At 74.0% G+C, this 24,770-nt stretch carries 20 protein-coding genes and 2 rRNA genes; 5 read left to right on the top strand and 17 right to left on the bottom strand.

Going from position 1 to position 24,770, the window contains the following annotated elements:
* Nucleotides 1-103: 103 nt before the first annotated feature.
* From ald to pyrG, 4 genes are all read right to left on the bottom strand, one after another.
* A complete protein-coding gene (gene ald / locus ABT160_RS19595) occupies nucleotides 104-1,219 on the bottom strand; it encodes an alanine dehydrogenase (RefSeq protein ID WP_351648982.1) in 1,116 nt (371 codons plus the stop codon).
* Between the two features lie 142 nt (nucleotides 1,220-1,361).
* A complete protein-coding gene (locus ABT160_RS19590; RefSeq protein WP_351648921.1) occupies nucleotides 1,362-3,344 on the bottom strand; it encodes a tetratricopeptide repeat protein in 1,983 nt (660 codons plus the stop codon).
* Between the two features lie 171 nt (nucleotides 3,345-3,515).
* On the bottom strand, nucleotides 3,516-4,142 hold the full coding sequence (locus ABT160_RS19585) for an NUDIX domain-containing protein (RefSeq protein ID WP_351648920.1): 627 nt from the start codon (nucleotides 4,140-4,142) through the stop codon (nucleotides 3,516-3,518).
* Between the two features lie 95 nt (nucleotides 4,143-4,237).
* Nucleotides 4,238-5,887: a CTP synthase gene (gene pyrG, locus ABT160_RS19580; RefSeq protein ID WP_351648919.1), complete on the bottom strand. Its 1,650-nt coding sequence runs from the start codon at nucleotides 5,885-5,887 to the stop codon at nucleotides 4,238-4,240.
* 647 nt (nucleotides 5,888-6,534) lie between these two features.
* Here pyrG and ABT160_RS19575 point away from each other — a divergent pair.
* Both ABT160_RS19575 and ABT160_RS19570 read left to right on the top strand, forming a co-directional pair.
* Nucleotides 6,535-8,337 carry a glycoside hydrolase family 15 protein gene (locus ABT160_RS19575; RefSeq protein ID WP_351648981.1) on the top strand — a complete coding sequence of 601 codons (1,803 nt, stop codon included), beginning with the start codon at nucleotides 6,535-6,537 and terminating at the stop codon, nucleotides 8,335-8,337.
* Nucleotides 8,338-8,422: 85 nt separating this feature from the next.
* Nucleotides 8,423-10,036, top strand: a complete 1,614-nt coding sequence (locus ABT160_RS19570) for a PucR family transcriptional regulator (RefSeq protein ID WP_351648918.1) — start codon at nucleotides 8,423-8,425, stop codon at nucleotides 10,034-10,036.
* A 22-nt stretch (nucleotides 10,037-10,058) separates the two neighbouring features.
* Here ABT160_RS19570 and ABT160_RS19565 read toward each other — a convergent pair whose 3' ends face one another.
* From ABT160_RS19565 to ABT160_RS19540, 6 genes are all read right to left on the bottom strand, one after another.
* Nucleotides 10,059-11,138 carry a glycosyltransferase family 4 protein gene (locus ABT160_RS19565; protein ID WP_351648917.1) on the bottom strand — a complete coding sequence of 360 codons (1,080 nt, stop codon included), beginning with the start codon at nucleotides 11,136-11,138 and terminating at the stop codon, nucleotides 10,059-10,061.
* A 90-nt stretch (nucleotides 11,139-11,228) separates the two neighbouring features.
* Nucleotides 11,229-11,966 (bottom strand): hypothetical protein, encoded by a 738-nt coding sequence (locus ABT160_RS19560; RefSeq protein WP_351648916.1) that lies wholly within the window; start codon nucleotides 11,964-11,966, stop codon nucleotides 11,229-11,231.
* A 4-nt stretch (nucleotides 11,967-11,970) separates the two neighbouring features.
* Entirely contained in the window at nucleotides 11,971-13,689 is a 1,719-nt protein-coding gene (gene recN / locus ABT160_RS19555; protein WP_351648980.1) for a DNA repair protein RecN, read from the bottom strand.
* Nucleotides 13,690-13,845: 156 nt separating this feature from the next.
* Nucleotides 13,846-14,760, bottom strand: a complete 915-nt coding sequence (locus ABT160_RS19550) for an NAD kinase (RefSeq protein ID WP_351648915.1) — start codon at nucleotides 14,758-14,760, stop codon at nucleotides 13,846-13,848.
* A complete protein-coding gene (locus ABT160_RS19545) occupies nucleotides 14,757-15,572 on the bottom strand; it encodes a TlyA family RNA methyltransferase (protein WP_351648914.1) in 816 nt (271 codons plus the stop codon). The genes ABT160_RS19550 and ABT160_RS19545 overlap by 4 nt, the downstream gene beginning before the upstream one ends.
* A 7-nt stretch (nucleotides 15,573-15,579) precedes the next feature.
* Complete coding sequence (locus ABT160_RS19540; protein WP_351648913.1) at nucleotides 15,580-15,948, bottom strand: hypothetical protein; 369 nt, start codon at nucleotides 15,946-15,948, stop codon at nucleotides 15,580-15,582.
* Between the two features lie 42 nt (nucleotides 15,949-15,990).
* Between ABT160_RS19540 and ABT160_RS19535 the strand changes: the two genes are divergently transcribed.
* The gene (locus ABT160_RS19535; protein ID WP_351648912.1) at nucleotides 15,991-16,338 is read left to right on the top strand and encodes an alkyl sulfatase C-terminal domain-containing protein; all 348 of its coding nucleotides are present in this window, start codon (nucleotides 15,991-15,993) and stop codon (nucleotides 16,336-16,338) included.
* Between the two features lie 21 nt (nucleotides 16,339-16,359).
* Here ABT160_RS19535 and ABT160_RS19530 read toward each other — a convergent pair whose 3' ends face one another.
* From ABT160_RS19530 to ABT160_RS19515, 4 genes are all read right to left on the bottom strand, one after another.
* A complete protein-coding gene (locus ABT160_RS19530; RefSeq protein ID WP_351648911.1) occupies nucleotides 16,360-17,154 on the bottom strand; it encodes an ABC transporter ATP-binding protein in 795 nt (264 codons plus the stop codon).
* 131 nt (nucleotides 17,155-17,285) lie between these two features.
* Complete coding sequence (locus tag ABT160_RS19525; protein WP_351648910.1) at nucleotides 17,286-18,365, bottom strand: FecCD family ABC transporter permease; 1,080 nt, start codon at nucleotides 18,363-18,365, stop codon at nucleotides 17,286-17,288.
* Nucleotides 18,362-19,342, bottom strand: a complete 981-nt coding sequence (locus tag ABT160_RS19520; protein WP_351648909.1) for a FecCD family ABC transporter permease — start codon at nucleotides 19,340-19,342, stop codon at nucleotides 18,362-18,364. Before ABT160_RS19520 ends, ABT160_RS19525 begins: the two co-directional genes overlap by 4 nt.
* 290 nt (nucleotides 19,343-19,632) lie before the next feature.
* Nucleotides 19,633-20,661: an HAD-IIA family hydrolase gene (locus tag ABT160_RS19515; RefSeq protein WP_351648908.1), complete on the bottom strand. Its 1,029-nt coding sequence runs from the start codon at nucleotides 20,659-20,661 to the stop codon at nucleotides 19,633-19,635.
* A gap of 72 nt (nucleotides 20,662-20,733) precedes the next feature.
* On the opposite strand from ABT160_RS19515, the gene ABT160_RS19510 reads away from it, so the two are divergent.
* A complete protein-coding gene (locus tag ABT160_RS19510; RefSeq protein WP_351648907.1) occupies nucleotides 20,734-22,014 on the top strand; it encodes a DUF1015 domain-containing protein in 1,281 nt (426 codons plus the stop codon).
* 64 nt (nucleotides 22,015-22,078) lie between these two features.
* On the opposite strand, the gene ABT160_RS19505 is transcribed toward ABT160_RS19510, so the two are convergent.
* The gene (locus ABT160_RS19505; protein ID WP_351648906.1) at nucleotides 22,079-22,930 is read right to left on the bottom strand and encodes a tetratricopeptide repeat protein; all 852 of its coding nucleotides are present in this window, start codon (nucleotides 22,928-22,930) and stop codon (nucleotides 22,079-22,081) included.
* A 9-nt stretch (nucleotides 22,931-22,939) separates the two neighbouring features.
* On the opposite strand from ABT160_RS19505, the gene ABT160_RS19500 reads away from it, so the two are divergent.
* Nucleotides 22,940-24,418, top strand: coding sequence for a hypothetical protein (locus ABT160_RS19500; protein ID WP_351648905.1), 1,479 nt, complete (start codon nucleotides 22,940-22,942; stop codon nucleotides 24,416-24,418).
* A gap of 29 nt (nucleotides 24,419-24,447) precedes the next feature.
* Here the strand turns inward: ABT160_RS19500 and rrf are convergent.
* Nucleotides 24,448-24,564: ribosomal RNA gene (gene rrf / locus ABT160_RS19495) — 5S ribosomal RNA — on the bottom strand.
* A gap of 112 nt (nucleotides 24,565-24,676) precedes the next feature.
* Nucleotides 24,677-24,770, bottom strand: a 23S ribosomal RNA gene (locus ABT160_RS19490); the annotation flags it as partial.

Raw genomic sequence — 24,770 nt, 5'->3', positions numbered from 1 at the left:
GCGAGTTGAGCGCGTCGCGCGCGGTGGCCTGACGCACGTCCGGCCGGACCCCGCTGCGCAAGGTCCGGCCGAAGGCGTGATGTTGACGACTCGTATTGACGGGTCAGCCGAGCAGGGTCTCCAGCTCGACGTGCTCCAGGCCGTGGGCCTCGGCGACCTCCTTGTAAACGACCTTGCCGTCATGGGTGTTGAGGCCCTTGGCGAGGGCCTGGTCCCGGCGCAGCGCCTCGACCCAGCCGCGGTTCGCCAGCTCGACGATGTACGGCAGCGTGGCGTTGGTCAGCGCGTACGTGGAGGTGTTCGGGACCGCGCCGGGCATGTTGGCGACGCAGTAGAAGACCGACTGGTGGACCGTGAAGGTCGGCTCGGCGTGGGTGGTCGGGTGCGAGTCCTCGAAGCAGCCGCCCTGGTCGATCGCGATGTCGACAAGGACACTTCCGGGCTTCATCTTGGCGACGAGCTCGTTGGTGACCAGCTTCGGCGCCTTGGCACCCGGGATGAGGACCGCGCCGATGACGAGGTCGGCCTCGGTGACGGCCTTCTCCAGCTCGTAGGCGTTGGAGACGACCGTCTGCACCTTGGTGCCGAAGATCTTGTCGGCCTCGCGGAGCTTGTTGATGTCGCGGTCGAGCAGGGTCACGTGGAAGCCCATGCCGACGGCGATCTGGGTGGCGTTCCAGCCGGAGACGCCGCCGCCGATGACGACCGCGCGGCCCGCGTGGGTGCCGGGGACGCCGCCGGGGAGCACGCCGCGGCCGCCGACCGAGCGCATCAGGTGGTAGGCGCCGACCTGCGGGGCCAGCCGGCCCGCGACCTCGGACATCGGGGCGAGCAGCGGCAGGGCGCGGTTCGCGGTCTCGACGGTCTCGTACGCGATGGCGGTGGTGCCGGACTCCAGGAGGGCGTCCGTGCACTCCTTGGAGGCCGCCAGGTGCAGGTACGTGAACAGGGTCTGGTCCTTGCGGAGGCGGTGGTACTCCTCCGCGATGGGCTCCTTGACCTTGAGCAGCAGGTCGGAGGTGGCCCAGACCTCGTCGGCGGTGGGCAGGATCTGCGCACCGGCGGCGACGAACTCGGCGTCCGTGATCGAGGAGCCGAGGCCGGCGTCCTTCTCGATGACGACCTGGTGACCGTGGCGCACGAGCTCGTGCACTCCGGCGGGGGTGATGGCCACCCGGAACTCGTTGTTCTTGACCTCGCGGGGGATGCCGACCTTCACGTCGATCACGGTCCTTGGCTCAGGGGAAAACGGGCAAAGCAATACATACCCGGATGCACTGCGGTACACCGGGAGACACCGCAGGAAGGTGCGGCGGAGCCAGTCTAATGAAGGATTTCTCGCTGTCTAGCCTTACAAAGCATTATTCCTTGGCTGAACCGCTACGGATTTCGTAGGCGGACTCGTCCGTTCCAAGCAGTCGCTCAGCCGCGGCGCGGTGCAGCCGGGCCGCGGCGGGGTCGCCGAGCCGTTCGAGCGTGTCGGCGAGCCGGAGCTGGAGCGCGGCCTGAAGCCGCACGTCCTTGGCGTGCCGGGCCCACTCCACCGCCTCCTCGCAGGTGCGCAGCGACTCCTCGGGCCTCCCCGCGTACTCCTGCACCCGGGCCGCCTCGCTCAACGCCCTTGCGTGGCCCGGGAGATCACCCAAACGTCGATATCCGGACGCGGCGGCACGCCAGCTGCGCAGCGCCTCGCCGTACCGGCCCGCGTAGGTGAGGACGGCGCCGAGCCGCCCGTACAGCCGGGCCTGGTCCTCGCGCTCGCCCCGGGTCAGCCGCTGGGCCAGCGCCCTGCCGTACCAGTCGGCGGCCCGCAGCCAGTCCCCCAGCTCCTGGTAGGAACCGCCTACGGATTCCATCGCGCGGCCGGTCGCGTACGGGTCGTCGGCGGCCCGGCCCGCGTCCAGCGCCGCCCGGTAGCGCTCCAGCGCCTCCCGGGTGCGGCCGGTCCCGGCGTCCAGGTCCCCCAGGTTCAGCAGCGCGGCGGCCCGCTCGCGGTGCAGCCCGCGCCGCTCGGCCACGTCCAGCACCAGGCCGTGCAGCCCGTACAGCTCGGGCGCGGCCGCCTCGGCGCCCCGGTGCGCGGTCAGCGCGCGCACCAGCGCGGCCACCAACCGCCGCGCCAGGGTGTCCAGTTCACCGTCGGCGACGGCCAGCCGCGCGCAGCCGAGCAGCGCGGGCAGCCGGGAGTCGAGCCAGCCGGCGGCGGCCTCGGCGGTCGGGAAGCGCAGGGCGCGGGGCAGCCCGGCGAGCCGCTTGCGGGCGGCCGATCCCTCGGGCTCGGTGACCGCGCGGCAGGACTGCAGCAGGCGCACGGTCCGCTCCAGCATCCGGGCACGGGCCAGCTGCACCTCGGCCGGGCGGTCGTGGACCTCCGACATGCCCCGCATCAGCGGCACCAGCGCCCCGGGGACCTCGAACCAGGCACCCCGGTCCCGCACCAGGCCGAGCGCGGCGAAGTCCTCCAGCGTCGACTGGGCCGCCGAGACCGAGCAGCCCGCGAGCGCGGACGCGGTGTGGGCGTCGGCCAGCCGCGCCGGGGCCAGGGCGAGCAGTCGCAGTATCCGGGCGGCGGGCTGCGGCAGCGAGTCGTACGCGACCTGGAAGGCGCGGGCCAGCGGGTCGCCGGACTGGGCCCGCAGCCGCTTGGCCAGGTCCGCGACGGAGGCCTTGGGGCGGGCCGCCAGCCAGCCGCCGGCCAGCACCAGGGCGGCGGGCAGCCCGCCGCACTCCTCGGCCAGCGACTCGGCGGCCTGCGGGTCCACGGTGATGCGGACCGAGCCGGTGTGCGCGGTCAGCAGCTCGATGGCGGACTTGGAGTCCAGGCCGCCCAGGGTGCACGGGCGGACGTCGGGGATGCCGGTGAGCGGCCCGCTCGCGACCGCCACGACCAGCCGGTCGGGCAGGTCCGGCAGCAGCGGCTCGACCTCCTCGGCGCTGCTCGCGTCGTCGAGCAGCAGGATGACGCGGCGCACCGCGAGGGCCTCCCGGACCATCTCGGCGACCTCGTCCTCGTCCGCGCCGGGCGGCACGGCGATGCCGAGCGAGCGCAACAGGCCGCGGGCGGCGCCCTCCTGGTCCATCCGCACCCGGAGCACCCCGTCGGGGTAGCGCTCGCCGAGGCCCTGGACGAGTTCCTCGGCCAGCGCGGTGCGCCCGGTCCCGGGCTTGCCCGCGATGAGCAGCACCCGGGCCCTGGGCGCCTTGGCCTTGCGGCCGGAGAGGGTGTCCAGGCCGGTGCGCTCGATGTCGGCCCGCAGGGCCTTCAACTCCCGCTGCCGGCCGACGAACTGGCCCTTCACGGCAGCCCGGACGCCGCCGATCGGTTCCACCGCCTGATCCGCCACGGGCCACGCTCCCGTCCACCTGCGCACGAGCCGATCCCGCCGCGGTTGTGGACGGGCGCTACCGAGCGTAGTTCAGTGCACGGGGGGTTCCCGGCGGAGCACGACGAACAGATCCCCCGATCGGATCAGCCGATCGTAGGCCCGGACCGTCCTCGGCCCGTACGGGAAGGGCTACGCGTCGAAGGGACGGGCGGGCCAGGGCGCGTCGGCGGGGCGCAGGGCGTCCAGGCCGTCGCCCGCGCGCGCCGCCACCAGCGACAGCACGCCGACCACCAGGCAGTTGTTGTGCAGCTCGCCCGCCAGGACGCCGCGCACCAGGTCCTCCAGCGGCACCCGGTCCAGCTCCATGTCGGCCTCCTCCTCGGAGACCTCGAAGCGCTCGCCGTCGGCCTCGGACAGGTCCCGCGCCAGGAAGATCCGTACCGCCTCGTCGCAGCCACCGGGGGTGGTGTAGACGTCGGTCAGCACCCGCCAGTCCTCGGCCTTGACGTGCGCCTCCTCGTACAGCTCCCGCTGCGCGGCGTGCAGCGGGTTCTCACCGGGCACGTCGAGCAGCCCGGCCGGGATCTCCCACAGCTTGTGGCGGACCGGGTGGCGGTACTGGTTCAGGACCAGGACCCGTCCCGAGTCGTCCAGGGCGAGGACCGCGACGGAGCCGGGGTGGACCTGGTAGTCGCGGCGCGCCACGGTCCCGTCCGGCATGACCACGTCATCGGTGCGGACACTGGTCTTGTTGCCCTGGAAGGGGGTGGTGGTCGCGACGACCCGCCACTCCTGAGGGGTGTCCTTCAGCTCCATCTGCTGCGTCCTCCCACTTGCACACGCCTGTACGTACGAAAACCGGGGCACGCGCCCGTGAGGACGCGTACCCCGGCAACGTTAACGCCAGGTGCTCACTTGCCCGTCTTGCGCTCCACCGCGGCCTTCACCAGGCCCGCGAAGAGCGGGTGCGGGCGGGTCGGGCGGGAGCGGAGCTCCGGGTGGGCCTGGGTGGCCACCAGGTAGGGGTGCACCTCGCGCGGGTACTCGACGTACTCCACGAGCTTGTTGTCGGGCGAGGTGCCCGAGAAGACCAGGCCGGCCTTCTTCTCCAGCTCGGCGCGGTAGGAGTTGTTCACCTCGTAGCGGTGGCGGTGGCGCTCCTCCACGTACGGCTCGTCCGCGTAGACCTCGCGCACGATGGAGCCCTCGGCCAGCTTGGCCGGGTACAGGCCCAGGCGCATGGTGCCGCCGAGGTCGCCCGCGCCCTCCACGTAGGCCAGCTGCTCCTCCATGGTGGAGATCACCGGGTGCGCGGTGGCCGCGTCGAACTCGGTGGAGTTGGCCTCGGGGATGCCGGCCAGGTTGCGCGCGGCCTCGATCACGATGCACTGCAGGCCCAGGCAGATGCCGAGCAGCGGCACCTTGTTCTCGCGGGCGTACTGGATCGCGCCGATCTTGCCGTTGACACCGCGGTCGCCGAAGCCGCCGGGGATCAGGATCGCGTCGGCGTCGCCGAGGTGCTTCTTGGCGCCCGCGGCGGTCTTGCAGTCGTCCGAGGTGACCCACTTCACCTTCACGCGGGCCTTGTTGGCGAAGCCGCCGGCGCGCATGGCCTCGGTGATCGAGAGGTAGGCGTCGGGCAGGTCGATGTACTTGCCGACCAGCGCGACGGTGACCTCGTGGTCCGGGTTGTGGACGCGGTCGAGCAGGTCGTCCCAGGTGGACCAGTCCACGTCGCGGAACGGCAGGTCGAGCTTGCGCACCACGTAGGCGTCCAGGCCCTCGGTGTGCACGACCTTCGGGATGTCGTAGATCGAGCGGGCGTCCGGGCAGGCCACGACCGCGGCCTCGTCCACGTCGCACATCAGGCTGATCTTGCGCTTGATGGCGGTGGGGACCTCGCGGTCGCAGCGCAGCACGATCGCGTCGGGCTGGATGCCGATGTTGCGCAGCGCGGCGACGGAGTGCTGGGTCGGCTTGGTCTTCAGCTCGCCGGACGGGCCGATGTAGGGCAGCAGCGAGATGTGCACGACGAAGACGTTGTCCCGGCCGACCTCGTGGCGGACCTGGCGGACGGTCTCCAGGAACGGCAGCGACTCGATGTCGCCGACCGTGCCGCCGACCTCGGTGATCACGACGTCGACCTCGTCCGTCGCCATGCGGCGGATCCGGTGCTTGATCTCGTTGGTGATGTGCGGGATCACCTGGACGGTGTCACCCAGGTACTCGCCGCGCCGCTCCTTGGCGATGACCTGCGAGTACACCTGGCCGGTGGTGACGTTGGCCGAGCCGTCCAAGTCGACGTCGAGGAAGCGCTCGTAGTGTCCGATGTCGAGGTCGGTCTCGGCACCGTCGTTGGTGACGAACACCTCACCGTGCTGGAAGGGGTTCATCGTGCCGGGGTCGACGTTCAGGTACGGGTCGAGCTTCTGCATGACCACGCGCAGGCCCCGGGCCTTCAGCAGCATCCCGAGGCTGGAGGCGGTGAGGCCCTTGCCGAGCGAGGAGGCGACACCCCCGGTGACGAAGATGTGCTTGGTCGTCGTGGATTTGGGCGTCATGGCCAAGAGGGGGCTCCCGTGGTCGCGGTCTGGAGGTGCGTGCCGGCGTCCTTCCCGGACTTCTCCGGGGGTGCCGTCGCTGCGGTTCGGGGGTCCGAGTTTCTTCGGGACAACCACCGGTCCACGGGCTACCAGGGTATCAGCGACCGCGGGGGACCGCTTCCGGCCACGCACCCCGACGGGTCCCGGCCACGTCGGGGATCTTCTTCGAAGACACGTCCGAGACACCCCCGGGCCACGTCCGGGACACGTGCGCGACCGGCCGTCCCGGCGTCCCCGGCACGCCCCCCGCGCCCCCTGCGCGGGGCCCGCTCGCCAGCTCCCGCAAGGGCTCCGCGGGCCCGCCCGGCGAGCGCCCCGGGACGCGCCGGAGGTGCGCCCGCGACCACGCCGGGCACATGCGCGCACACCCCCCGCGACCAGCTCACCCGTTCGGCGGATCGGCTTTGCCGAAGGGGCCGCGCGGATCACCAGGGTGCGTCGTATCCTGCTCGGACGCTCGCTGCCGAGCCAGTCCGGCACCACGGCACCACCCCCGCCCGTCGATCCGGTAACAAGAGCTCGTCAACGATCACTTGACCGCTTGAACCTCTCTTGACCAGTAAGCGCCCTGCGGGGCGGACGTGGCCGTTCGACTGGAGATGCACGTGGCCGGGCGCATCGAGGATTACGCACTCATCGGAGACATGCAGACCGCAGCGCTGGTCTGCCGGGACGGCACGGCCGACTGGCTGTGCCTGCCCCGCTTCGACTCGCACGCCGTCTTCGCGGGACTGCTGGGGACGGACGAACACGGCTTCTGGCGCGTGGGCCCGGCACACCCCGCCGACAGCGCCCCGCCGGCCGCCGACCGGCGCCGCTACCGCGGCGACTCCCTGATCCTGGAGTCCGAGTGGGACACCCCGCGCGGCACGGTCCGCGTGACGGACTTCATGCCGCCGCGCGACGGCGCCCCCCAGCTGATCCGCATCGTCGAGGGCGTCAGCGGCCGGGTGCCGATGCGCTCCGCGCTGCGCATGCGCTTCAGCTACGGGCGCGTGGTGCCCTGGGTCCACAAGGTCGACGGCCGCACGGTCGCCGTCGCCGGACCGGACTCGGTGTGGCTGGACACCCGGGCGGAGACGTACGGCAAGGACCTGACGACGTACTCCGACTTCACCGTCGCCCCCGGCGACCGGATCGCCTTCACCATCAGCTGGCAGCCCTCGCACCACCAGCCGCCGGCCCTGCCGGACCCGGAGGGCGCGCTCACCGCGACCGCCGACTTCTGGCGCGACTGGGTCGAGCACTGTACGTACCACGGCCCCTACCGCGAGGCCGTCGTCCGCTCGCTGATCACCCTCAAGGCGCTCACCTACGCGCCCACCGGCGGCATCGTCGCCGCCCCCACCACCTCGCTGCCCGAGGACATCGGCGGCAGCCGCAACTGGGACTACCGCTACACCTGGCTGCGCGACGCCGCGATCACGCTCTCCTCGCTGCTGCGCACCGGCTACCGCGAGGAGGCCCGGGCCTGGCGCGAGTGGCTGCTGCGCGCGGTGGCCGGCGACCCGGAGAACCTGCAGATCATGTACGGCATCGCGGGCGAGCGCGAGCTCGGCGAGGCGGAGCTGGACTGGCTGCCGGGGTACGAGAACTCCGGCCCGGTGCGCGTCGGCAACGGCGCCGCCCACCAGCTCCAGCTCGACGTGTACGGCGAGGTCACCGAGGCGCTGCACCTGGCGCACATGACGGGCCTGGCCCGCAACGACTACGCCTCGCTGCTCCAGCTGAAGCTGATCCGCTACCTGGAGGGCCACTGGAACCAGCCGGACGAGGGCATCTGGGAGGTGCGCGGCCCGCGCCGCCACTTCGTGCACTCCAAGGTGATGGCCTGGGTCGCGGTGGACCGCACGATCAAGCTGATCGAGTCCGGGGACGCGGACGGCCCGCTGGAGCGCTGGCGCGAGCTGCGCGACGAGATCCACCGGGACGTCTGCGAGAAGGGGTACGACAAGGAGCGCAACACCTTCACGCAGTCCTACGGCTCCAAGGAGCTGGACGCCTCGCTGCTGCTGATCCCGCAGATGGGCTTCCTGCCGCCGGACGACAAGCGCGTGATCGGCACGATCGAGGCGATCCAGCGGGAGCTGTCCACCGAGGACGGCTTCGTGCTGCGCTACCCGACGGCCGGCGACGAGGCGGGCGTGGACGGCCTGGAGGGCGACGAGGGCGCGTTCCTCGCCTGCTCGTTCTGGCTCGCCGATGACCTGGCGATGATCGGGCGCGTGGACGAGGCCCGCAAGCTCTTCGAGAAGCTCCTCGCCCTGCGCAACGACCTCGGGCTGCTGGCCGAGGAGTGGGACCCGCGCCTGCAGCGCCAGGTGGGCAACTTCCCGCAGGCCTTCAGCCACGTCCCGCTGATCGACACCGCGCTGCGGCTCACCGCGTCGGGCGCCTACGGGGGCTGAGGACCCCCGTGACCTGCGGTCCCGGCCGGTGGTGTGGCGCACGCCACAGCCGGCCGGGGCCGGGACGCGGGTAGCGTCCGACCGCATGGACAACCAGGGCGGGATCACCGTACAGCGGGCCCTCGAACTTCCCGGGCTGCGCGGCGGGCTCCCCGAAGTCGTCGCCGGCGCGGACCGGCTGCACCGCACCGTGCGCTGGGTGCACGCGGGCGAGGTGCCCAACATCGCCTCGCTGCTCAAGGGCGGCGAGCTCCTGCTCACCACCGGCCTCGGCCTGGGCACCCGCCCCGCCGAGCAGCGGGCCTTCGTGCGCCGCCTCGCCGACCGCGGCATCGCCGCCCTCGTCGTGGAGCTCGGGCCGCGCTTCTCCCGGCTGCCCGCCACGCTCGTGGAGACCGCCCGCGCGGCCGGCCTGCCGCTGGTGCAGCTGCACCGCGAGGTGCCCTTCGTCTCGGTGACCGAGGAGGTCCACACCGAGATCGTCAACGGCCACTACGCCCTGCTGCAGCAGGCCGAGGAGGTGCACCGCCGCTGCACGGGTGCGCTGCTCGGCGGCGGCGGCGTGCCCCAGGTCCTGCGCATCCTGGCCGACTTCGCGGCCAACCCGGTGTTCCTGGAGACCGCCGAGGGCCAGCTGCTGTACGCCGCGGCCACCGGGTCCGGCACCGTCTGCGCCGACCCGCTGCAGGTCTGGGAGGGCCTGCGCGGGCAGCGCGAGGCCCGCGAGTCGCCGCCCGCCGGGACGGTCCTGGTCGACGTGCCCGGCGACGGACCCGGTACGGGCACGGTGCGCGCCCGGCTCGTGCTGCTCGCCGTGTCCGGGCCGCTGGCCCCGGTGCACCGGATGGCCGCCGAGCGGGCCGCGGGCATCCTGGCGGTCGTGCTGATGCAGGCCCGCCAGGAGGAGGAGCTCGCGGCGCGCGGCCGGGGCGACTTCCTGACCGACCTGGCCCAGGGCCGGATCACCGCCGAGGACGCCCCGGCGCAGGCCCGGGTGCTGGGCTTCCGGCCGGGATCGGGCCCGCTCCTGCCGGTCGTGATGCGGCTGGCCTCGGAGCTGTCGGGCAACTGGGCGCTGCTGGCCCGCGCGGTCTCCGAGGAGCTGGCCGCGGTCGGGGTGCCGGTCCTGCTGGGCGTACGTCCCGTGGAGGGCCGGGTCCCGCTGCTGCTCGGCCTGCGGGCGGAGGCGGAGCGCACCGCGGTCGCGGACCGGGTCGCGGCGGCCCTGCGGGCGGGCGTGGAGCGGGCGGGCCTGTCGCGGGCCGGCGCCCCGGTGGTCGTGGTGGGCGTGGCCGGGAGCTGGGCGGCCGCCTCGGCGGGGCTGCGGCACGCGGCGGAGACGGCGACCGCGGCGCACGGGCTGCCGGAGCGGCCCTGGTACGACGCCCGGCGCCTGGACATCGACCTGCTGCTGTGGCGGCTGCGCGGGCACCCGGACCTGGCGGCGTTCGTGGACCGGGCGATCGGCCCGCTGCGGGCGCACGACGCGCAGTCCAGGCCGCCGCTGCTGCCGACCCTGGAGACCTATCTGGCGCACGCCGGGCGCAAGGCGGAGACCGCGCGTGAGCTGCACCTGAACCGCCAGACGCTCTACAACCGGCTGGCCCGCATAGGCGAGTTGCTGGGCACCGACCTGGACGACCCGCAGACGGTCCTGGCGCTGTCCCTGGCCCTGCGGGCGCGCCGGCACGCGGAGTAGCCCGCCGCCGCTGCCCGGCGGGTCAGGAGCGCCCGGTCAACTCGTCGTAGACGCTGAGCACTTGGGCGATCGTCTCGTCCTCGGTGGGCCAGGTCCCGGCCTGCGCCCGGCCCGCCGCCACCAGGCGGGTGCGCCGCCCGGTGTCGCCGAGCAGCTCCGACACCGCCGTCGCCAGCGCGGCCGGGTCGCCGTAGGGCACCAGCTCGGCGCCCTCGCCGACCAGTTCGGGCACCCCGCCGACCCCGGTGGCCACCAGCGGCACGCCGAGCCGCAGCGCCTCCTGGGCCAGCAGCGAGCGGCCCTCCCAGCGGCTGGGCAGCACCGCGACGTCGGCGGCGGCCAGCAGGTCGGTGATGTCGTCGCGGCGGCCGATCAGCCGCACCGGCAGCTCCTCCGCCTCGATGCGCCGCTGCAGGGCGCCCCGCTCCCGGCCCTCCCCCGCGACCACCACCAGCGGCACCGGGTCGAGCTCCCGCCAGAGTCCGGCCGCGTCCAGCAGCACGTCGTACCCCCGGTGCGGGTCGAGGCTGCCCACCGCCATGACCAACGGGCGCTCCACCGCGCCCAGTTCGGCCCTGGCCTTGCCCTCGGCGGCCTCCAGCGGCAGGCGCGGCCCGGGCACCGCCACCGGGGCGAGCCGGGCGTCCCTGGCGCCGCGCAGACGCGCCCGGTCCACCAGGTCGGAGGAGCCGGCGAGGACGACGGCCGCCGTCCGCAGGGCCTTTCGCTCCATCATCCGCAGCAGCCGCCCGCGCGCGCCTTCGGCGGGCGCACGCGTGTGCCAGGTGACGACGAAGGGGGCGGGCCGGCCGCGCAGCGCGAGCGAGGTGCGCACCGCGGCGTGCAGACCGTGCGCGTGCACCACGTCCGCGCCCGCGCACGCCGCCCGCAGCGCGCCGACGGCGGCCGGGTCGCTGCGGCGCGGCACGGGCAGGAAGTGCGCCCCGGCGCCGAGGAAGTCGTAGTCGCGGTCGAGGCCGGCCGGGGCGCAGACGGTCACCCGCACCCCTCTCGCCACCAGCCCCGCGGCCAGTGACCGCACGTGAGCGCTGCTGCCCGCGCTGCCGCCGCCCAGCACCTGGACCGTACGCAGCTGTGTCACGCGCCCAAGGATGCCAGCCCGTACGCACGTTCCGGGACCGCACGGACGGTGAGGCCGTGTCCTCGCCCGGCAACTCCCGTCAGGGATCACTCACATGGGTGAGCGGGCGAGCCGACTGACCTCGTCCCCGTACACCGTGGCGGCCACCAGGGCGGCCGCGTGCGCGGCGAGGCCGAGCCTGCCGTTGCCCGCGGCGATGGCCGCGCCCAGGCTCGCGCCGAGCGCGTGGGCGCCCAGGTCCCCCAGCATCGCCCGCTCGCCGAGGTCGTCCACGACGACGGCCGCGGCGGCCCCCAGGGGCGCGGCGGCGAGCCGGCCGCGCAGCAGCCCGGGGGCGCCCAGGGCCAGTACGGCCAGCGGGGCGCGGCCCGGGGCGACGTCCACCAGGTTGACGAAGTGGGCGGTGCCCGCGATGACGACGCCCGCCAGGAGCCGGTCCAGCGGCCGGTCCTTGAGCAGCGCCCCGGCGGCCAGGCCCGCGGCGCCGATCCCGAACAGCTTGACCGCCCCGCTGGTCACCTCGCCGTGCCGCAGTGCCCCCAAGTGGGCCCTGAAACCCCGGCGTTCGTCGCCCCGCACGTCGTCATAGGCGCCGCAGGCGGCCGCCGCGAGCGTCGCCAGGGCGGCCGGGGCGCTCGCCCCGGCCAGCGCGGCACCGGCCGCGACGGCGGGCCCGGCGGCCAGGTGCACGGTGCGGCCGGTGCGGTTGGCGCGCTCCCAGCGGGCCGGGCCGCCGGGCGAGCGGCGCCTGAACTCCCCGTACACCGCACGGGTGGTGGCGAAGGCGGCGGCGAACGCCGCGGCCCTGCCGTACCGTTCGGCGGCCACCGGTTCAGCCGTCCGAGCGGGCGGCCGCGAGGAGCTCCTCGGCGTGAGCGCGGGCCGTCTCGGAGTCCTCCTGGCCCGCGAGCATCCGGGACAGCTCGCGCACCCGGTCCTCGCCCTCCAGGACGGTCACGCCGGAGCGGGTGACCGTGCCGTCGTTGGTCTTCTCCACCAGCAGCTGGCGGTCGGCGAAGGCCGCCACCTGCGGCAGGTGCGTGACCACCACGACCTGCGCGGACCGGGCCAGCTTGGCCAGGCGCCGGCCGATCTCGACGGCCGCCTTGCCGCCCACGCCCGCGTCGACCTCGTCGAACAGGTACGTCGGTACGGGGTCGGTGCCCGCGAACACCACCTCCACGGCCAGCATCACGCGCGAGAGCTCGCCCCCCGAGGCACCCTTGGCGATCGGCCGCGGCGGCGCGCCCGGGTGCGGCGCGAGCAGCAGCTCCACCTCGTCGGCGCCCGAGGGGCCGTACGCGACCGTCCGGCCGCCCACCTCCACGCCCTCGGGGTCCTCGGACTGCCCGATGGCGAACGAGACCCGGGCGTGCGGCATGGCCAGCGAGGCCAGCTCGGCGGTGACGGCGTCGGCGAACCGGTCCGCCGCCTCCGTGCGCGCGTCCGTCAGCGCCTGCGCCAGCCCCGAGAGCTCCGCGCGCAGCCCGTCGTGCTCGGCGGCCAGCTCGCCGATCCGCTCGTCGTCGCCCTCCAGCTCGGTCAGCCGGGCCGCGCCCTCCTCGGCCCAGGCCAGGACCGCGGCGACGTCCTCGCCGTACTTGCGGGTCAGCGCGGTCAGCGCGGCCCGCCGCTCCTCCACGGCCGCCAGGCGCAGCGGATCGGCGTCCAGGTCGTCCGCGTACCCGGCCAGCTCGCCGGCCACGTCCGCGAGCAGGATCGAGATCTCGCCCATCCGCTCGGCCAGCGCCGCCAGCGCCGGATCGTGCGCGCGCACCGCCTCCACGGCCCGTCCGGCGCCCGCCACCAGGGTGGTGGCGTCCACCGCCTCCGGGTCCTCCGGGATGCCCGCCAGGGCCGCGTGGGCCTGCGCGGCGGCCGATGCCAGGGCCTCCGCGTGCCCGAGCCGCTCCGCCTCGGCGGCCAGCTCCACGTCCTCGCCCGGCAGCGGCGCGACCGCCTCGACCTCGCCGAGCCCGAAGCGCAGCAGGTCGGCCTCCTGGGCCCGCTCGCGCGCCCGGGTCGTCAGCTCCTCCAGCTCGGCGGCGACGGCCCGCAGCCTGCGGTAGGCCTCCGCGTACTTGGCCAGCGGCACCGCCACCGCGTCCCCGGCGTACCGGTCGAGCGCACCGCGCTGCCTGGCCGGCTTGAGCAGGCCCTGCTGGTCGGTCTGGCCGTGCACCGCCACCAGCTCGTCGGCCAGCTCCGCGAGCACGCCGACGGGCACCGAGCGACCGCCCAGGTGCGCCCGGGAGCGGCCCTCGGCGGAGACGGTGCGGCTGATCAGCAGCGCCCCGTCGTCGAGCTCGGCCCCGGCCTCCTCCGCGCGGACGGCCACCGGCGCGTCGGCGGACACGCTGATGCGCCCCTCGACGACGGCCGACTTGGCACCGATCCGTACGAGGGCGGGGTCGGCGCGCCCGCCGAGCAGCAGCCCCAGGCTCGTGACGACCATGGTCTTGCCCGCACCGGTCTCACCCGTCACCGCGGTGAATCCGGGCGAGAGCTCGACGACAGCGTCGTCGATGACACCGAGCGACCGTATCCGCATCTCCTCCAACACGGGACAAGACCTTACGAGGTCACGGGCCCGGTGTGCGACGGGCCCCGGCCCCCGGTGGCGAAGACGCAGGTGGAGGCGGCCCGCTGTCACCCGCCGGAGTGGGACGAAACGGACCGCGCCCGGACCGGGCTCCCGGGGCTCGACCTAGTGCGGCGCGCCCCGCCAGCCCGAGACCGGCAGCGCGAACTTGGCCACCAGGCGGTCGGTGAACGACGTCTGGTGCAGCCGCGCGAGCCGCACCGGCACCGCGCCGCGCCGCACCTCCACCCGGGCCCCGGCGGGCAGTTCGACGGTGCGCCGCCCGTCGCACCAGAGCACCCCGTCCGGGGTGTGCGGCTCGACCTCGACGGCGAGCACCGACTCGGGGGTCGTCACCAGCGGCTTGGCGAACAGCGCGTGCGCCCCGATCGGCACCATCAGCAGCGCCTCCACCTCGGGCCAGATCACCGGTCCGCCGGCCGAGAAGGCGTACGCGGTCGAGCCGGTCGGTGTCGCGCAGATCACCCCGTCGCAGCCGAAGCCGGTCACCGGCCGCCCGTCGACGGCGAGCACGACCTCCAGCATCCGCTCCGGGGACACCTTCTGCACGGCCGCCTCGTTCAGCGCCCAGTCGGTGTGCAGCACGTCCCCGTTCTCGTACACCACGACGTCGAGGGTCATCCGCTCCTCGACGTCGTAGGCGCGGGTGACGACGCGGTCCACGACCTTGTCCAGGTCGTCGCGCTCCGCCTCCGCCAGGAAGCCCACCCGCCCCAGGTTCACGCCGAGCATCGGCACCCCCGAGGCGCGGGCGAACTCGGCGCCCCGCAGCAGCGTCCCGTCACCGCCCAGCACGATCAGCAGCTCGCAGCCGTCCAGCGCGTCGGTGCAGGCCTCCGGCACCGTCTCCACCTCGGGCGGCAGCGTCAGGTCGGCGGCCTCGGCCGCGAGCACCCGCACCTTCAGGCCGCTGCGCAGCAGCCCGAGGACGACGTGCTCGGCGCTGCGCAGGGCCGCCTCGCGGCCGGTGTGCGCGACCAGGAAGACGGTGCGCGCGGGTGCTGCTGTCGTTCCGCTCAACGAGGTCCCTCCGCCACGGCGCGATCGACGTCCGCCGGATCCAGCGCGGGCGCCCCGGCCCGCAGCCACAGAAAGTACTCGACGTTGCCCGAGGGCCCGGGCAGCGGACTGGCCGTCACCCCGAGCACTCCCAGGCCGAGTCCGGCCGCCTGCGCGGCGACCGTCCTGACCGTCTCGGCGCGCAGCTCCGCGCTGCGCACCACACCGCCGCTGCCCAGGCGCTCCTTGCCCACCTCGAACTGCGGCTTCACCATCAGGACCAGGTCGGCGTCCGGCGCCGTGCAGCGCACCAGGGCGGGCAGCACCAGGCCCAGCGGGATGAAGGACAGGTCGCCGACGACCAGGTCGGCGGGGAGCCCGTCGAGGGCGTCGAGCGTGAGTTCGCGGACGTTCGTGCGGTCCTTCACGGTGACGCGCTCGTCGCTCTGCAGCGACCAGGCGAGCTGCCCGTAGCCGACGTCGACGGCCACCACGTGCCCGGCCCCGGCGCGCAGCAGCACGTCGGTGAAGCCGCCCGTGGAGGCGCCCGCGTCCAGCGCGCGCCGCCCCTCCACCTCCAGCCCGAGCGGGGTGAAGGCGGCCAGCGCGCCCGCCAGCTTGTGCCCGCCGCGCGAGACGTAGTCCGGGTCGGAGTCGTCCTGGACGACCACGATCGCGGCGGCCGTCTCGACCTGGGTGGCGGACTTGGTCGCGACGGTCTTGCCGACCGTGACCCGGCCCGCGGCGATCAGCTGGCCGGCGTGCTCGCGCGAACGCGCCAGCTTGCGGCGGACCAGCTCGGCGTCGAGGCGGCGGCGTGCCACTCCTGCCACGTTCGGTTCAGCTCCTGTTGTCGTGCGGATCGTCGTACTGCGGATCGTCGTACTGCGGATCGTCGTGCTGCGGGCCGTGCGGGCCCGGACCCGCGGGCCCGCGCGCGTCCAGCGCGGTCAGCGCGTCGCGCAGGCCCCGGTGTACATCCTCGTACACCTCCAGGTGCCCGTCGGCGGGCAGGTGGTCGACGTCGGCCAGGCGCTCCAGGCGGGCGTCGACCCCGGCGTGCCCGGTGGGCGGGCGCGGGACCCCCAGCGGGGCGGGCGCGCCCGGCTCCGCGGCCTCCCGCGGCGGGTCCTGCGGGGCCGGTCCGGCCGGGGCGGGGTGCTCCTGACGCGGCGGCCCGTCCGCCGTGCCCGGAATCGAGTCGTTCATGCCCCGACGCTACCGCGAAGCCCTGGGGTACGGTCGATCACGATGGCCACCACCGAGGAGTGCCGCAGCGCACTCGACAAGCTTTCGGACAGCCTCGCGCGCGCCGACGACGGCGTGCGCGGCGCCGCCGACCTGGACCGCACCGTCAGCTGCCACATCACCGACCTGGACACCACGTTCGCCGGCCGGCTCGCGGACGGCCGGATCACGGTCGAGCGGACCCTGCAGGGACCGCCGCGCGAGAAGGCCCAGATCAGACTGGCGATGACCGGCGACGACCTGGTCGCGCTGGTCGGCGGCGAGCTGAACTTCGCGAAGGCCTGGGCCTCGGGCCGGGTCCGGCTGGAGGCGGGCCTGCGCGACCTGCTGCGGCTGCGCTCGCTGCTCTGAGGCCCCGGGGCGCTGCGGGGCTCAGGCCGCGCGCGCCTTGCGCCCGGCCGGCACCACCAGCGGGGTCCCCGTCTCCGGGTCCGCCACCACCGAGCACTTCACCCGGAAGACCTCCTCCACCAGCTCCGCGGTCACGACCTCGGACGGCGCGCCCTGCGCCACGACCTCGCCGTCGCGCAGCGCGATCAGGTGGCTGGCGTAGCGCGCCGCGTGGTTCAGGTCGTGCAGCACCGCGACCAGCGTGCGGCCCTGCTCCTCGTGCAGCTCGGCGCAGAGGTCCAGGACCTCCAGCTGGTGCTGGATGTCGAGGAACGTGGTCGGCTCGTCCAGGAGCAGCAGCGGCGTCTGCTGGGCGAGCGCCATCGCGATCCACACCCGCTGGCGCTGGCCGCCCGAGAGCTCGTCCACGTACCGCTCCCCCAGCGCGCCCACGCCGGTCGCCTCCATGGACTCGCGCACGATCCGCTCGTCCTCGGGCGACCACTGCCGCAGCAGCCCCTGGTGCGGGTAGCGGCCGCGCGCCACCAGGTCGGCGACGGTGATCCCGTCGGGCGCGACGGAGGACTGGGGCAGCAGCCCCAGGGTCCGCGCGACCTTCTTGGCGGGCATCGAGTGGATCGCCTGCCCGTCGAGCAGCACCCGCCCGGCGGTGGGCTTGAGCATCCGCGACAGGGCGCGCAGCAGCGTCGACTTGCCGCAGGCGTTGGGGCCGACGATCACCGTGAAGGAGTGGTCGGGGATCTCGACGGACAGGTCGCGGGCGATGACCCGCTGGTCGTAGCCGAGGGTGACCGACTCGGCGGCGAGGCGCTGCATGGTCGTACTCCTCCTGGGGTTCTTCGGATCGGTCGGACCGGCGCCGCCGTCGCGGGAACCGGGCGTACGGGGATCGGGCGTTCCGGCGTCGGACGTACGGGGATCGGGCTCGCGCGGCCCGGGGCGCCGGCTCACACCCGGCCCGCCCTGCGCTCCATGACCAGCAGCCACAGCAGGTAGCAGCCGCCCACCACGGAGGTGACCACGCCGACGGGCAGCTGGCGGTCGCCGAAGGCGTTCGTCGCGACCCAGTCGGCGACCAGCAGCAGCGCCGCGCCCATCAGCGCCGAGGCGCCCAGGTTGGGGCCGGGCGAGCGGGTCAGCCGGCGCGCCAGCTGCGGGGCGCTCAGCGCCAGGAAGGTGATCGGCCCGGCCGCCGCCGTGGCGACGGAGACCAGCAGCACGGCGGCGGCCAGCGAGGCGAGCCGGGTGCGCTCCACCCGGACGCCCAGCGCGTACGCCGCGTCGTCGCCCATCTCCAGCATCCGCAGCGGCCGCGCGAAGACCAGTGCCGTCGGCACCAGCACCGCGCACACCACGAGCAGCGGCCAGAACGCGTCCCAGTCGAGCCCGTCCAGCGAACCGGTCAGCCACATCACGGCCCGGGTCGCCTCGAACAGCCGCGCCTTGGTGATCAGGTAGTTGATGACGGCCGTCAGGATCGCCGCCGTGCCGATGCCGACCAGGACGAGCCGGTAGCCGTGCACCCCGCGCTTCCAGGCCAGCGTGTAGACCAGGACGCCGGTGACCAGGCCGCCGACCACGGCGCCCGCGGCCACCGCCGACGCGCCGCCGTGGAAGAGGACGATGACCGCGAGCGCGCCGACGGCCGCGCCCTGGCCGAAGCCGATCATGTCCGGGCTGCCCAGCGGGTTGCGCGAGACGGACTGGAAGACCGAGCCGCCGATGCCCAGGCAGGCGCCCACCAGCAGGCCCGTCAGGACCCGGGGCAGGCGCAGGTCGTTCACCACGAACTCCTGCGCCGTGGTGCCCTGCCCGAACAGGGTGCGCACCACGTCGCCCGGGGCGATCGGGTAGTCGCCGCTGCCGACGAGCACGACGGCGGCGGCCAGGGTGGCCACGAGCAGCCCGGCCAGGACGACGACGGCCCGCGGCTCGACCCGGAAGGACAGCCCGCCGGGCGTGCGGACCGCCTTCACCGTGCGGGTGGTGGTGCGGGGGGTGCCGGGCTTCTCGGCGGTCGCGCTCACAGCTGGGCCATCCTCTTGCGGCGTACGAGGTGGATGAAGACGGGCCCGCCGATCACCGCCGTGACGATGCCGACCTGGAGCTCGCCGGGCCGGGTCACGACCCGCCCGATCACGTCGGCGGCGAGCAGCAGGACCGGGGAGAGCACCATGGCGTACGGCAGGATCCACCGCATGTCGGGCCCGGTGAAGGAGCGCACCAGGTACGGGACCATCAGGCCGACGAACATGATCGGCCCGCAGGCCGCCGTGGCCGCCCCGCACAGCAGGGTGACCGCCAGCATGGCGAGGACCCGGGTGCGGTTGAGGTGGGTGCCGAGCGCGCGGGCGGTGTCGTCGCCCAGTTCCATCGCGTTCAGCGGGCGCGCGATCGCCAGCGCGAGCAGCACGCCCACCCCGATGAACGGCGCGACCTTCTCGATGGTGGCCGCGTCGGCCGAGGCCAGCGAGCCGACCGTCCAGAAGCGCAGCCGCTCCAGGGCCGCCGAGTCGAGCAGCTGCACGGCGTTGACGTACCCGAAGAGCGCCGCGGTGGCCGCCGTGCCAGCGAGCGCCAGGCGCACGGGCGTGGAGCTGCGGCTGCCGCCGAGCAGGTACACGACGACCGACACGACCGCCGCGCCGACGAAGGCGAACCACACGTACCCGGAGACCGAGGTGATGCCGAGGAAGCTGATCGCGGTGACCACGGCCGCCGAGGCGCCCGCGTTGATGCCCATCAGACCGGGCTCGGCCAGCGGATTGCGGGTCAGGCCCTGCATCACGGCCCCGGACAGCCCGAGCGCGGCGCCCGCGAGCAGCCCGAGCACGGTGCGGGGCACGCGCATGTCGTGGATGATCACGTCGTCGCCCCGGCCGGAACTGTGGAACAGCCCCTGCCAGACGTCGCCGAGCGGGATGGTCCGCGACCCGACGGCGATGCTCGCGACGCACACGACGAGCAACAGCGCGACGGCGACGACCAACCCGACGACCCGCACGGACGCACGCCCCCGTTTCCCGGGCGCACCCACAGCCTGAACACCACTCTCGACCAACACCCGGTTAGGTTAACCTAACCAACTTCGAGGGCCTCCGGCCCCCATCGCCCTAGCTGTGGGCAACTGTTCCGCCACCCCACCCCGCTGTGGGCAACTGTCCCTCCCCGCCCCTCCCACCCCGCTGTGGGCAACTGTTCCGCTGGGGCGGAACGGGTGGGCACAGCGGAACATAGCGCTCCGGGCGCCCCCGGCTCCCCAGGCCCGCACCACGCCCACCCGCACGCACGCACCTAGAACCCGATCACCGACAGCGCCTTCCCCGCATCCACCGAACACACCCCATCCCCCGCAGCACTCCAAGCCGCCCCACACAACGCCCTCAGCCCGTCCAACGCCTCCCCCTCCCCCTCGACCACAAACGCATCCCCCCGCAGGGATACCCGCCACCCCCCACAGACGAAGTCCTCCCCCTCCACCCCGACCTCCGGCTGCCCCCGCAGCAACCCCCGCAGGTCCCGGTCCACGTACGTCGGCCGGTACTTCGCCTCCGCCGCCACCAGCTGCGCCGCGTCCGTCACCCCGGTCAGCACCAGGATCGAGTCCACGCCCCCGTTGAAGGCCCCCTCGATGTCCGTGTCGAGCCGGTCCCCCACCACCAGCGGCCGCTTCGCCCCGGTGCGCAGCACCGTCTCGCGGTGCATCGGGGGCAGCGGCTTCCCCGCCACCTGAGGCTCCGCCCCGGTCGCGATGCGCACGACCTCCACGGCCGCCCCGTTCCCCGGCGCGATCCCGCGCCCGCTGGGAATGGTCAGGTCGGTGTTGGACGCGAACCACGGCACCCCGCGCGCGATCGCGTACGACGCCTCGGCGAACCGCGACCACGGCAGGTCGGGCCCGCCGTACCCCTGCGCCACCGCCGCCGGGTCGTCGTCCGCCGAGTCCACCGGCTCCAGGCCCCGCTCGCGCAGCGCCACCCGCAGGCCCTCGCCGCCGATGACGAGCACCCGCGACCCGGCCGGCACCTGGTCGGCGATCAGCCGGGACACCGCCTGCGCGGAGGTGATCACGTCGGCCGGCTCGGCGGGCACGCCCAGCTCGGTCAGGTGCGCGGCCACCGCGTCCGGCGTGCGCAGCGCGTTGTTGGTGACGTACGCCAGGTGCATCCCGCCCTCGCGCGCGGCGGCGAGCGCCTCGACCGCGTGCGGGATGGCCTCGCCGCCCGCGTACACCACGCCGTCGAGGTCGAGCAGCGCCGTGTCGTACGCCTCGCTCAGCGCCTCGGCACTCCCGCTCGGCGTCTTCCTGCCCCACTGACCCATTCTCGACCTCTCCTCTTCCGGCGTTCCTCCCCCGATCATCGCGCACCACGGCCGCGCACATACGATGCGGCCATGAACACCACAGGTCGCGCGGCCGATGAGGGTCTGCGCCTGGCCCCCTTCCGGGGGCTTCGCTACGTGCCCGAGAGGGTCGGCAGCCTCGCCGCCGTGACCTCCCCGCCGTACGACGTCGTCGTCCGGCCGGACGGACTGCTGCACCTGGAGTCCGCGGACCCGTACAACATCGTCCGGCTGATCCTGCCGCAGGCCGCCACCCCGGCCGCCCGCCACCGCAAGGCCGCGGAGACGCTGGAGCAGTGGCTCGCCGAAGGCGTCCTGGCCCCGGACGCCGAGCCTTCGCTGTACGTGTACGAGCAGCGCGGCGACGGGATACTCCAGCGCGGTCTCATCGGCGCCCTGGAACTCTCCGCGCCCGCCGAGGGCGTCGTACTGCCCCACGAGGACGTCATGCCGCACGTCGTCGAGGACCGGGCCGCCCTGATGCGCACCACGGGCGCCAACCTGGAGCCGCTGCTCCTCACCTACCGGGGCGACGACGAGGAGCCCGGCGCCGCCGCCGTCATCGAGCGCGCCATCGCGCGGGAACCCCTGCTCGCCACGACCACCGAGGACGGCTTCGGCCACCGCCTGTGGGCGGTCACGGACCCGGCGGAACTGGCCGAGGCGTCCGCCGGGCTCGCCCGCCACCAGGCGCTGATCGCCGACGGGCACCACCGCTGGGCGACGTACCTGCGGCTGCGCGAGGAGCACCCCGGGTCCGGCCCCTGGAGCCGCGGCCTGGTCCTGCTGATCGACACCGCCCGGTACCCGCTGCGGGTCCGCGCCATCCACCGGCTGCTCAACCGGCTGCCGGTGGCGGACGCGCTGGCCGCCCTGGGCGACTCCTTCCGGGTGCGTCCGGTCCAGGGCCCGCTGCCCGCGGCCCTGGCGGCGCTGGAGGAGGCGTCGGCGGAGGGCAACGCGTTCCTGCTCACCGGTGACGGGACCTTCCACCTGGTGGACCGCCCGGACCCGGAGCTCCTGGCCCGCCACGTCCGCGCGGACCGGCCGGAGGCCTGGCGCACGCTGGACGCGACGGTGCTGCACTCGGTGCTGCTCGACCACCTCTGGCGGATCCCGGACGACCCCGAGCACATCACGTACATCCACGCCACGGACGCGGCGGTCGAGCAGGCCGAGAAGCGCGGCGGCACGGCGGTGCTGATGCACCCGGTACGGGAGGAGGTCGTCCGGGACCTCGCGCGCCAGGGCGTCACCATGCCCCGCAAGTCGACGTCGTTCGGCCCGAAGCCGGCGACGGGCCTGGTGCTGCGCAGCCTGGAGCTGGACTGACGCGCCGGAACACGACGAAGGGCGGCCCCGGGGAACCGGGACCGCCCTTCGTCACATCAGCGGGTCACTCCTTGTCGGAGCCCTCCTTGGAGTCGGAGGCCTTCTCGGACTCCTTCTCCTCCTCGGAGGCCGCGACCACGTCGTCGTCCTCGCCAGCCTCGTCGTCCTCGTCCTCGTCGTCATCCTCGTCGAGGTCCAGGTCCGCGACGACCTCGTCGGTGAGGTCGTCCTCCTCCGGCGCCACGACGGGCTCGGGAGCGGCCTCGGCGGCGGCTTCGGCCTGCGGGGCCTCGTCCTCGACCATGGCGTCCACGAACTCGACGCCGTCCAGCTCGGCGAGGCGGTCGGAGGCGTCGGTCACGCCGTCCTTGTCGGACTCGGCGGCCTTGGCGAACCAGCTGCGCGCCTCGTCGTCGCGCCCGGCGGCGAGCAGGGCGTCGGCGTACGCGTACCGCAGACGGGCGGTCCACGGCTGTACGGAGCTGGAGGCCAGCTCAGGGCTCTGCAGGGTCACGATCGCGGCGTCGAGCTGGTCCATGTCGCGACGGGCACCCGCGGCGACGAGGCGCATCTCGACCTGACCGGCCTTGTCGAGCTTCTGCACCTCGGGCTCGCCGGCCATGGCCAGCGCGCGCTCGGGGCGCCCCAGACCGCGCTCGCAGTCGGCCATGACGGGCCACAGCTCCACGCTGCCGGTCATGCGCCGGGCGGCACGGAACTCGGCCAGGGCCTCCGAGTACTTCTGGGTGGCGTACGCGGCGAAGCCGGCGGCCTCGCGGACGGCGGCGACACGGGAGGCGAGCCGCAGCGCGACGCGCGAGTAGCCGTACGCCTTCTCCGGGTCCTCGTCGATCAGCTGCGCGACCATGACGAGGTTGCGGGCCACGTCGATGGCGAGCGTGCGCGGCAGGCTCATGAGCTCCTGGTGGACGTCGGCGTCGATCTCCTCGCCGGTGACGTCGTCCGGGATCGGCAGGCGCTTGACGGGCTCGCGGTCGTGGCCGCGGTCGCGGTCGTCACGGCGGCCGTAGCCACCACGGTCGTCACGGCCGCCGCGGTAACCCCCACGGTCGTCATCACGACGCGGGCCACGGTCATCGCGACCACCACGGTAGCCACCACGGTCGTCATCACGACGCGGGCCACGGTCGTCACGGCCGCCGCGGAAACCGCCACGGTCGTCATCACGGCGGAAGCCACCACCGGAGGGACGGCCACCACGGTCGTCGCGGCCACCGCGGTAACCGCCGCGGTCGTCATCGCGGCGCGGGCCACGGTCATCGCGACCGCCGCGGAAACCACCGCGGTCGTCGTCACGACGGAAGGGAGGACGGTCGCCGCCACGGTTGTCGTCACGACGGTCATCGCGACGGAACCCACCGCCGGACGGACGACCGCCACGGTCGTCATCGCGACGGAAGGAGGGACGGTCGCCGCCGCCACGGTTGTCGTCGCGACGGAAGCCGCCACCGGAGGGACGGCCACCACGGTCGTCATCACGACGGAACGACGGACGGTCATCACGGCGATCGTCACGGCGGAAGCCACCGCCGCCACGGTTGTCGTCACGACGGAAGCCGCCACGGTCGTCATCGCGGCGCGGACCACGGTCGTCACGGCCGCCGCGGAAACCACCGCGGTTGTCGTCACGACGGTCATCGCGACGGAACCCACCGCCGGAGGGACGACCGCCACGGTCGTCATCACGACGGAAGGAGGGACGGTCGCCGCCACGGTTGTCGTCGCGACGGAAGCCACCGCCGGAGGGACGGCCACCACGGTCGTCATCACGACGGAAGGAGGGACGGTCGCCGCCACGGTTGTCGTCGCGGCGGAAGCCACCGCCGGAGGGACGACCACCACGGTCGTCATCACGGCGCGGGCCACGGTCGTCACGGCGGAACCCGCCACCGGAGGGACGGCCGCCACGGTCGTCGTCACGGCGGAACGAGGGACGCTCGTCGCGACCGCCGCGGAAACCACCGCGGTCGTCGTCACGACGGAAGGGAGGACGGTCGCCACCGCGGTTGTCGTCACGACGGTCATCGCGCCGGAAGCCACCACCGGACGGACGACCACCACGGTCGTCATCACGACGGGGACCACGGTCGTCACGGCGGAACCCGCCGCCGCCGCGGTTGTCGCCGCCACGGTTGTCGTCGCGGCGGAAGGAGGGACGGTCGTCACGCCGCGGCCCGCGGTCATCGCGACCGCCACGGTAGCCGCCCCTGTCACCGCCGTCTCGGCCGCGCGACCCGCGCTCCGGACGATCCTCGGGGGAGTTGGTGGACATCGGCATGACTCCTGTCTTCGGGTACCGCAGTCATTCTCGCGCAGCCGGCCTGCCGACGCGCTTCGGCGAAAAGATCGAGCAAAACAAAAAGGACCCGTGGTCCCAGCGTGAACGCTGGGACCACGGGTCCTTGAAAGATTGTTCGGCGGCGTCCTACTCTCCCACAGGGTCCCCCCTGCAGTACCATCGGCGCTGAAAGGCTTAGCTTCCGGGTTCGAAATGTAACCGGGCGTTTCCCTAACGCTATGGCCACCGAAACCCTATCGGGTTCTAGCGAACAAGCACACTTTTTAATTAAGTCAAGTGAAACTTGGTTCAACCGGTGCGACTGTTCGCAACCCGGGAACCACACAGTGGACGCGAGCAAATGAGGACAAGCCCTCGGCCTATTAGTACCAGTCAGCTCCACCCCTTACAGGGCTTCCACATCTGGCCTATCAACCCAGTCGTCTACTGGGAGCCT

The organism is Streptomyces sp. NPDC001941, assembly GCF_040296945.1.
Lineage (GTDB): Bacteria > Actinomycetota > Actinomycetes > Streptomycetales > Streptomycetaceae > Streptomyces.
The sequence above is the reverse complement of the archived record's forward strand: the minus strand, read 5'-3'. Positions and strand labels throughout refer to the sequence as shown.

What these genes read in the sequence shown, in the direction of transcription:
- ABT160_RS19585 (WP_351648920.1), bottom strand. Translation starts at nt 4,142, where the DNA reads ATGGAGCTGAAGGACACCCCTCAGGAGTGGCGGGTCGTCGCGACCACC.
- recN (WP_351648980.1), bottom strand. Translation starts at nt 13,689, where the DNA reads ATGCGGATACGGTCGCTCGGTGTCATCGACGACGCTGTCGTCGAGCTC.
- ABT160_RS19510 (WP_351648907.1), top strand. Translation starts at nt 20,734, where the DNA reads ATGAACACCACAGGTCGCGCGGCCGATGAGGGTCTGCGCCTGGCCCCC.
- ABT160_RS19515 (WP_351648908.1), bottom strand. Translation starts at nt 20,661, where the DNA reads ATGGGTCAGTGGGGCAGGAAGACGCCGAGCGGGAGTGCCGAGGCGCTG.
- ABT160_RS19505 (WP_351648906.1), bottom strand. Translation starts at nt 22,930, where the DNA reads ATGAGCCTGCCGCGCACGCTCGCCATCGACGTGGCCCGCAACCTCGTC.
- ABT160_RS19535 (WP_351648912.1), top strand. Translation starts at nt 15,991, where the DNA reads ATGGCCACCACCGAGGAGTGCCGCAGCGCACTCGACAAGCTTTCGGAC.
- pyrG (WP_351648919.1), bottom strand. Translation starts at nt 5,887, where the DNA reads ATGACGCCCAAATCCACGACGACCAAGCACATCTTCGTCACCGGGGGT.
- ABT160_RS19530 (WP_351648911.1), bottom strand. Translation starts at nt 17,154, where the DNA reads ATGCAGCGCCTCGCCGCCGAGTCGGTCACCCTCGGCTACGACCAGCGG.
- ABT160_RS19570 (WP_351648918.1), top strand. Translation starts at nt 8,423, where the DNA reads ATGGACAACCAGGGCGGGATCACCGTACAGCGGGCCCTCGAACTTCCC.
- ABT160_RS19540 (WP_351648913.1), bottom strand. Translation starts at nt 15,948, where the DNA reads ATGAACGACTCGATTCCGGGCACGGCGGACGGGCCGCCGCGTCAGGAG.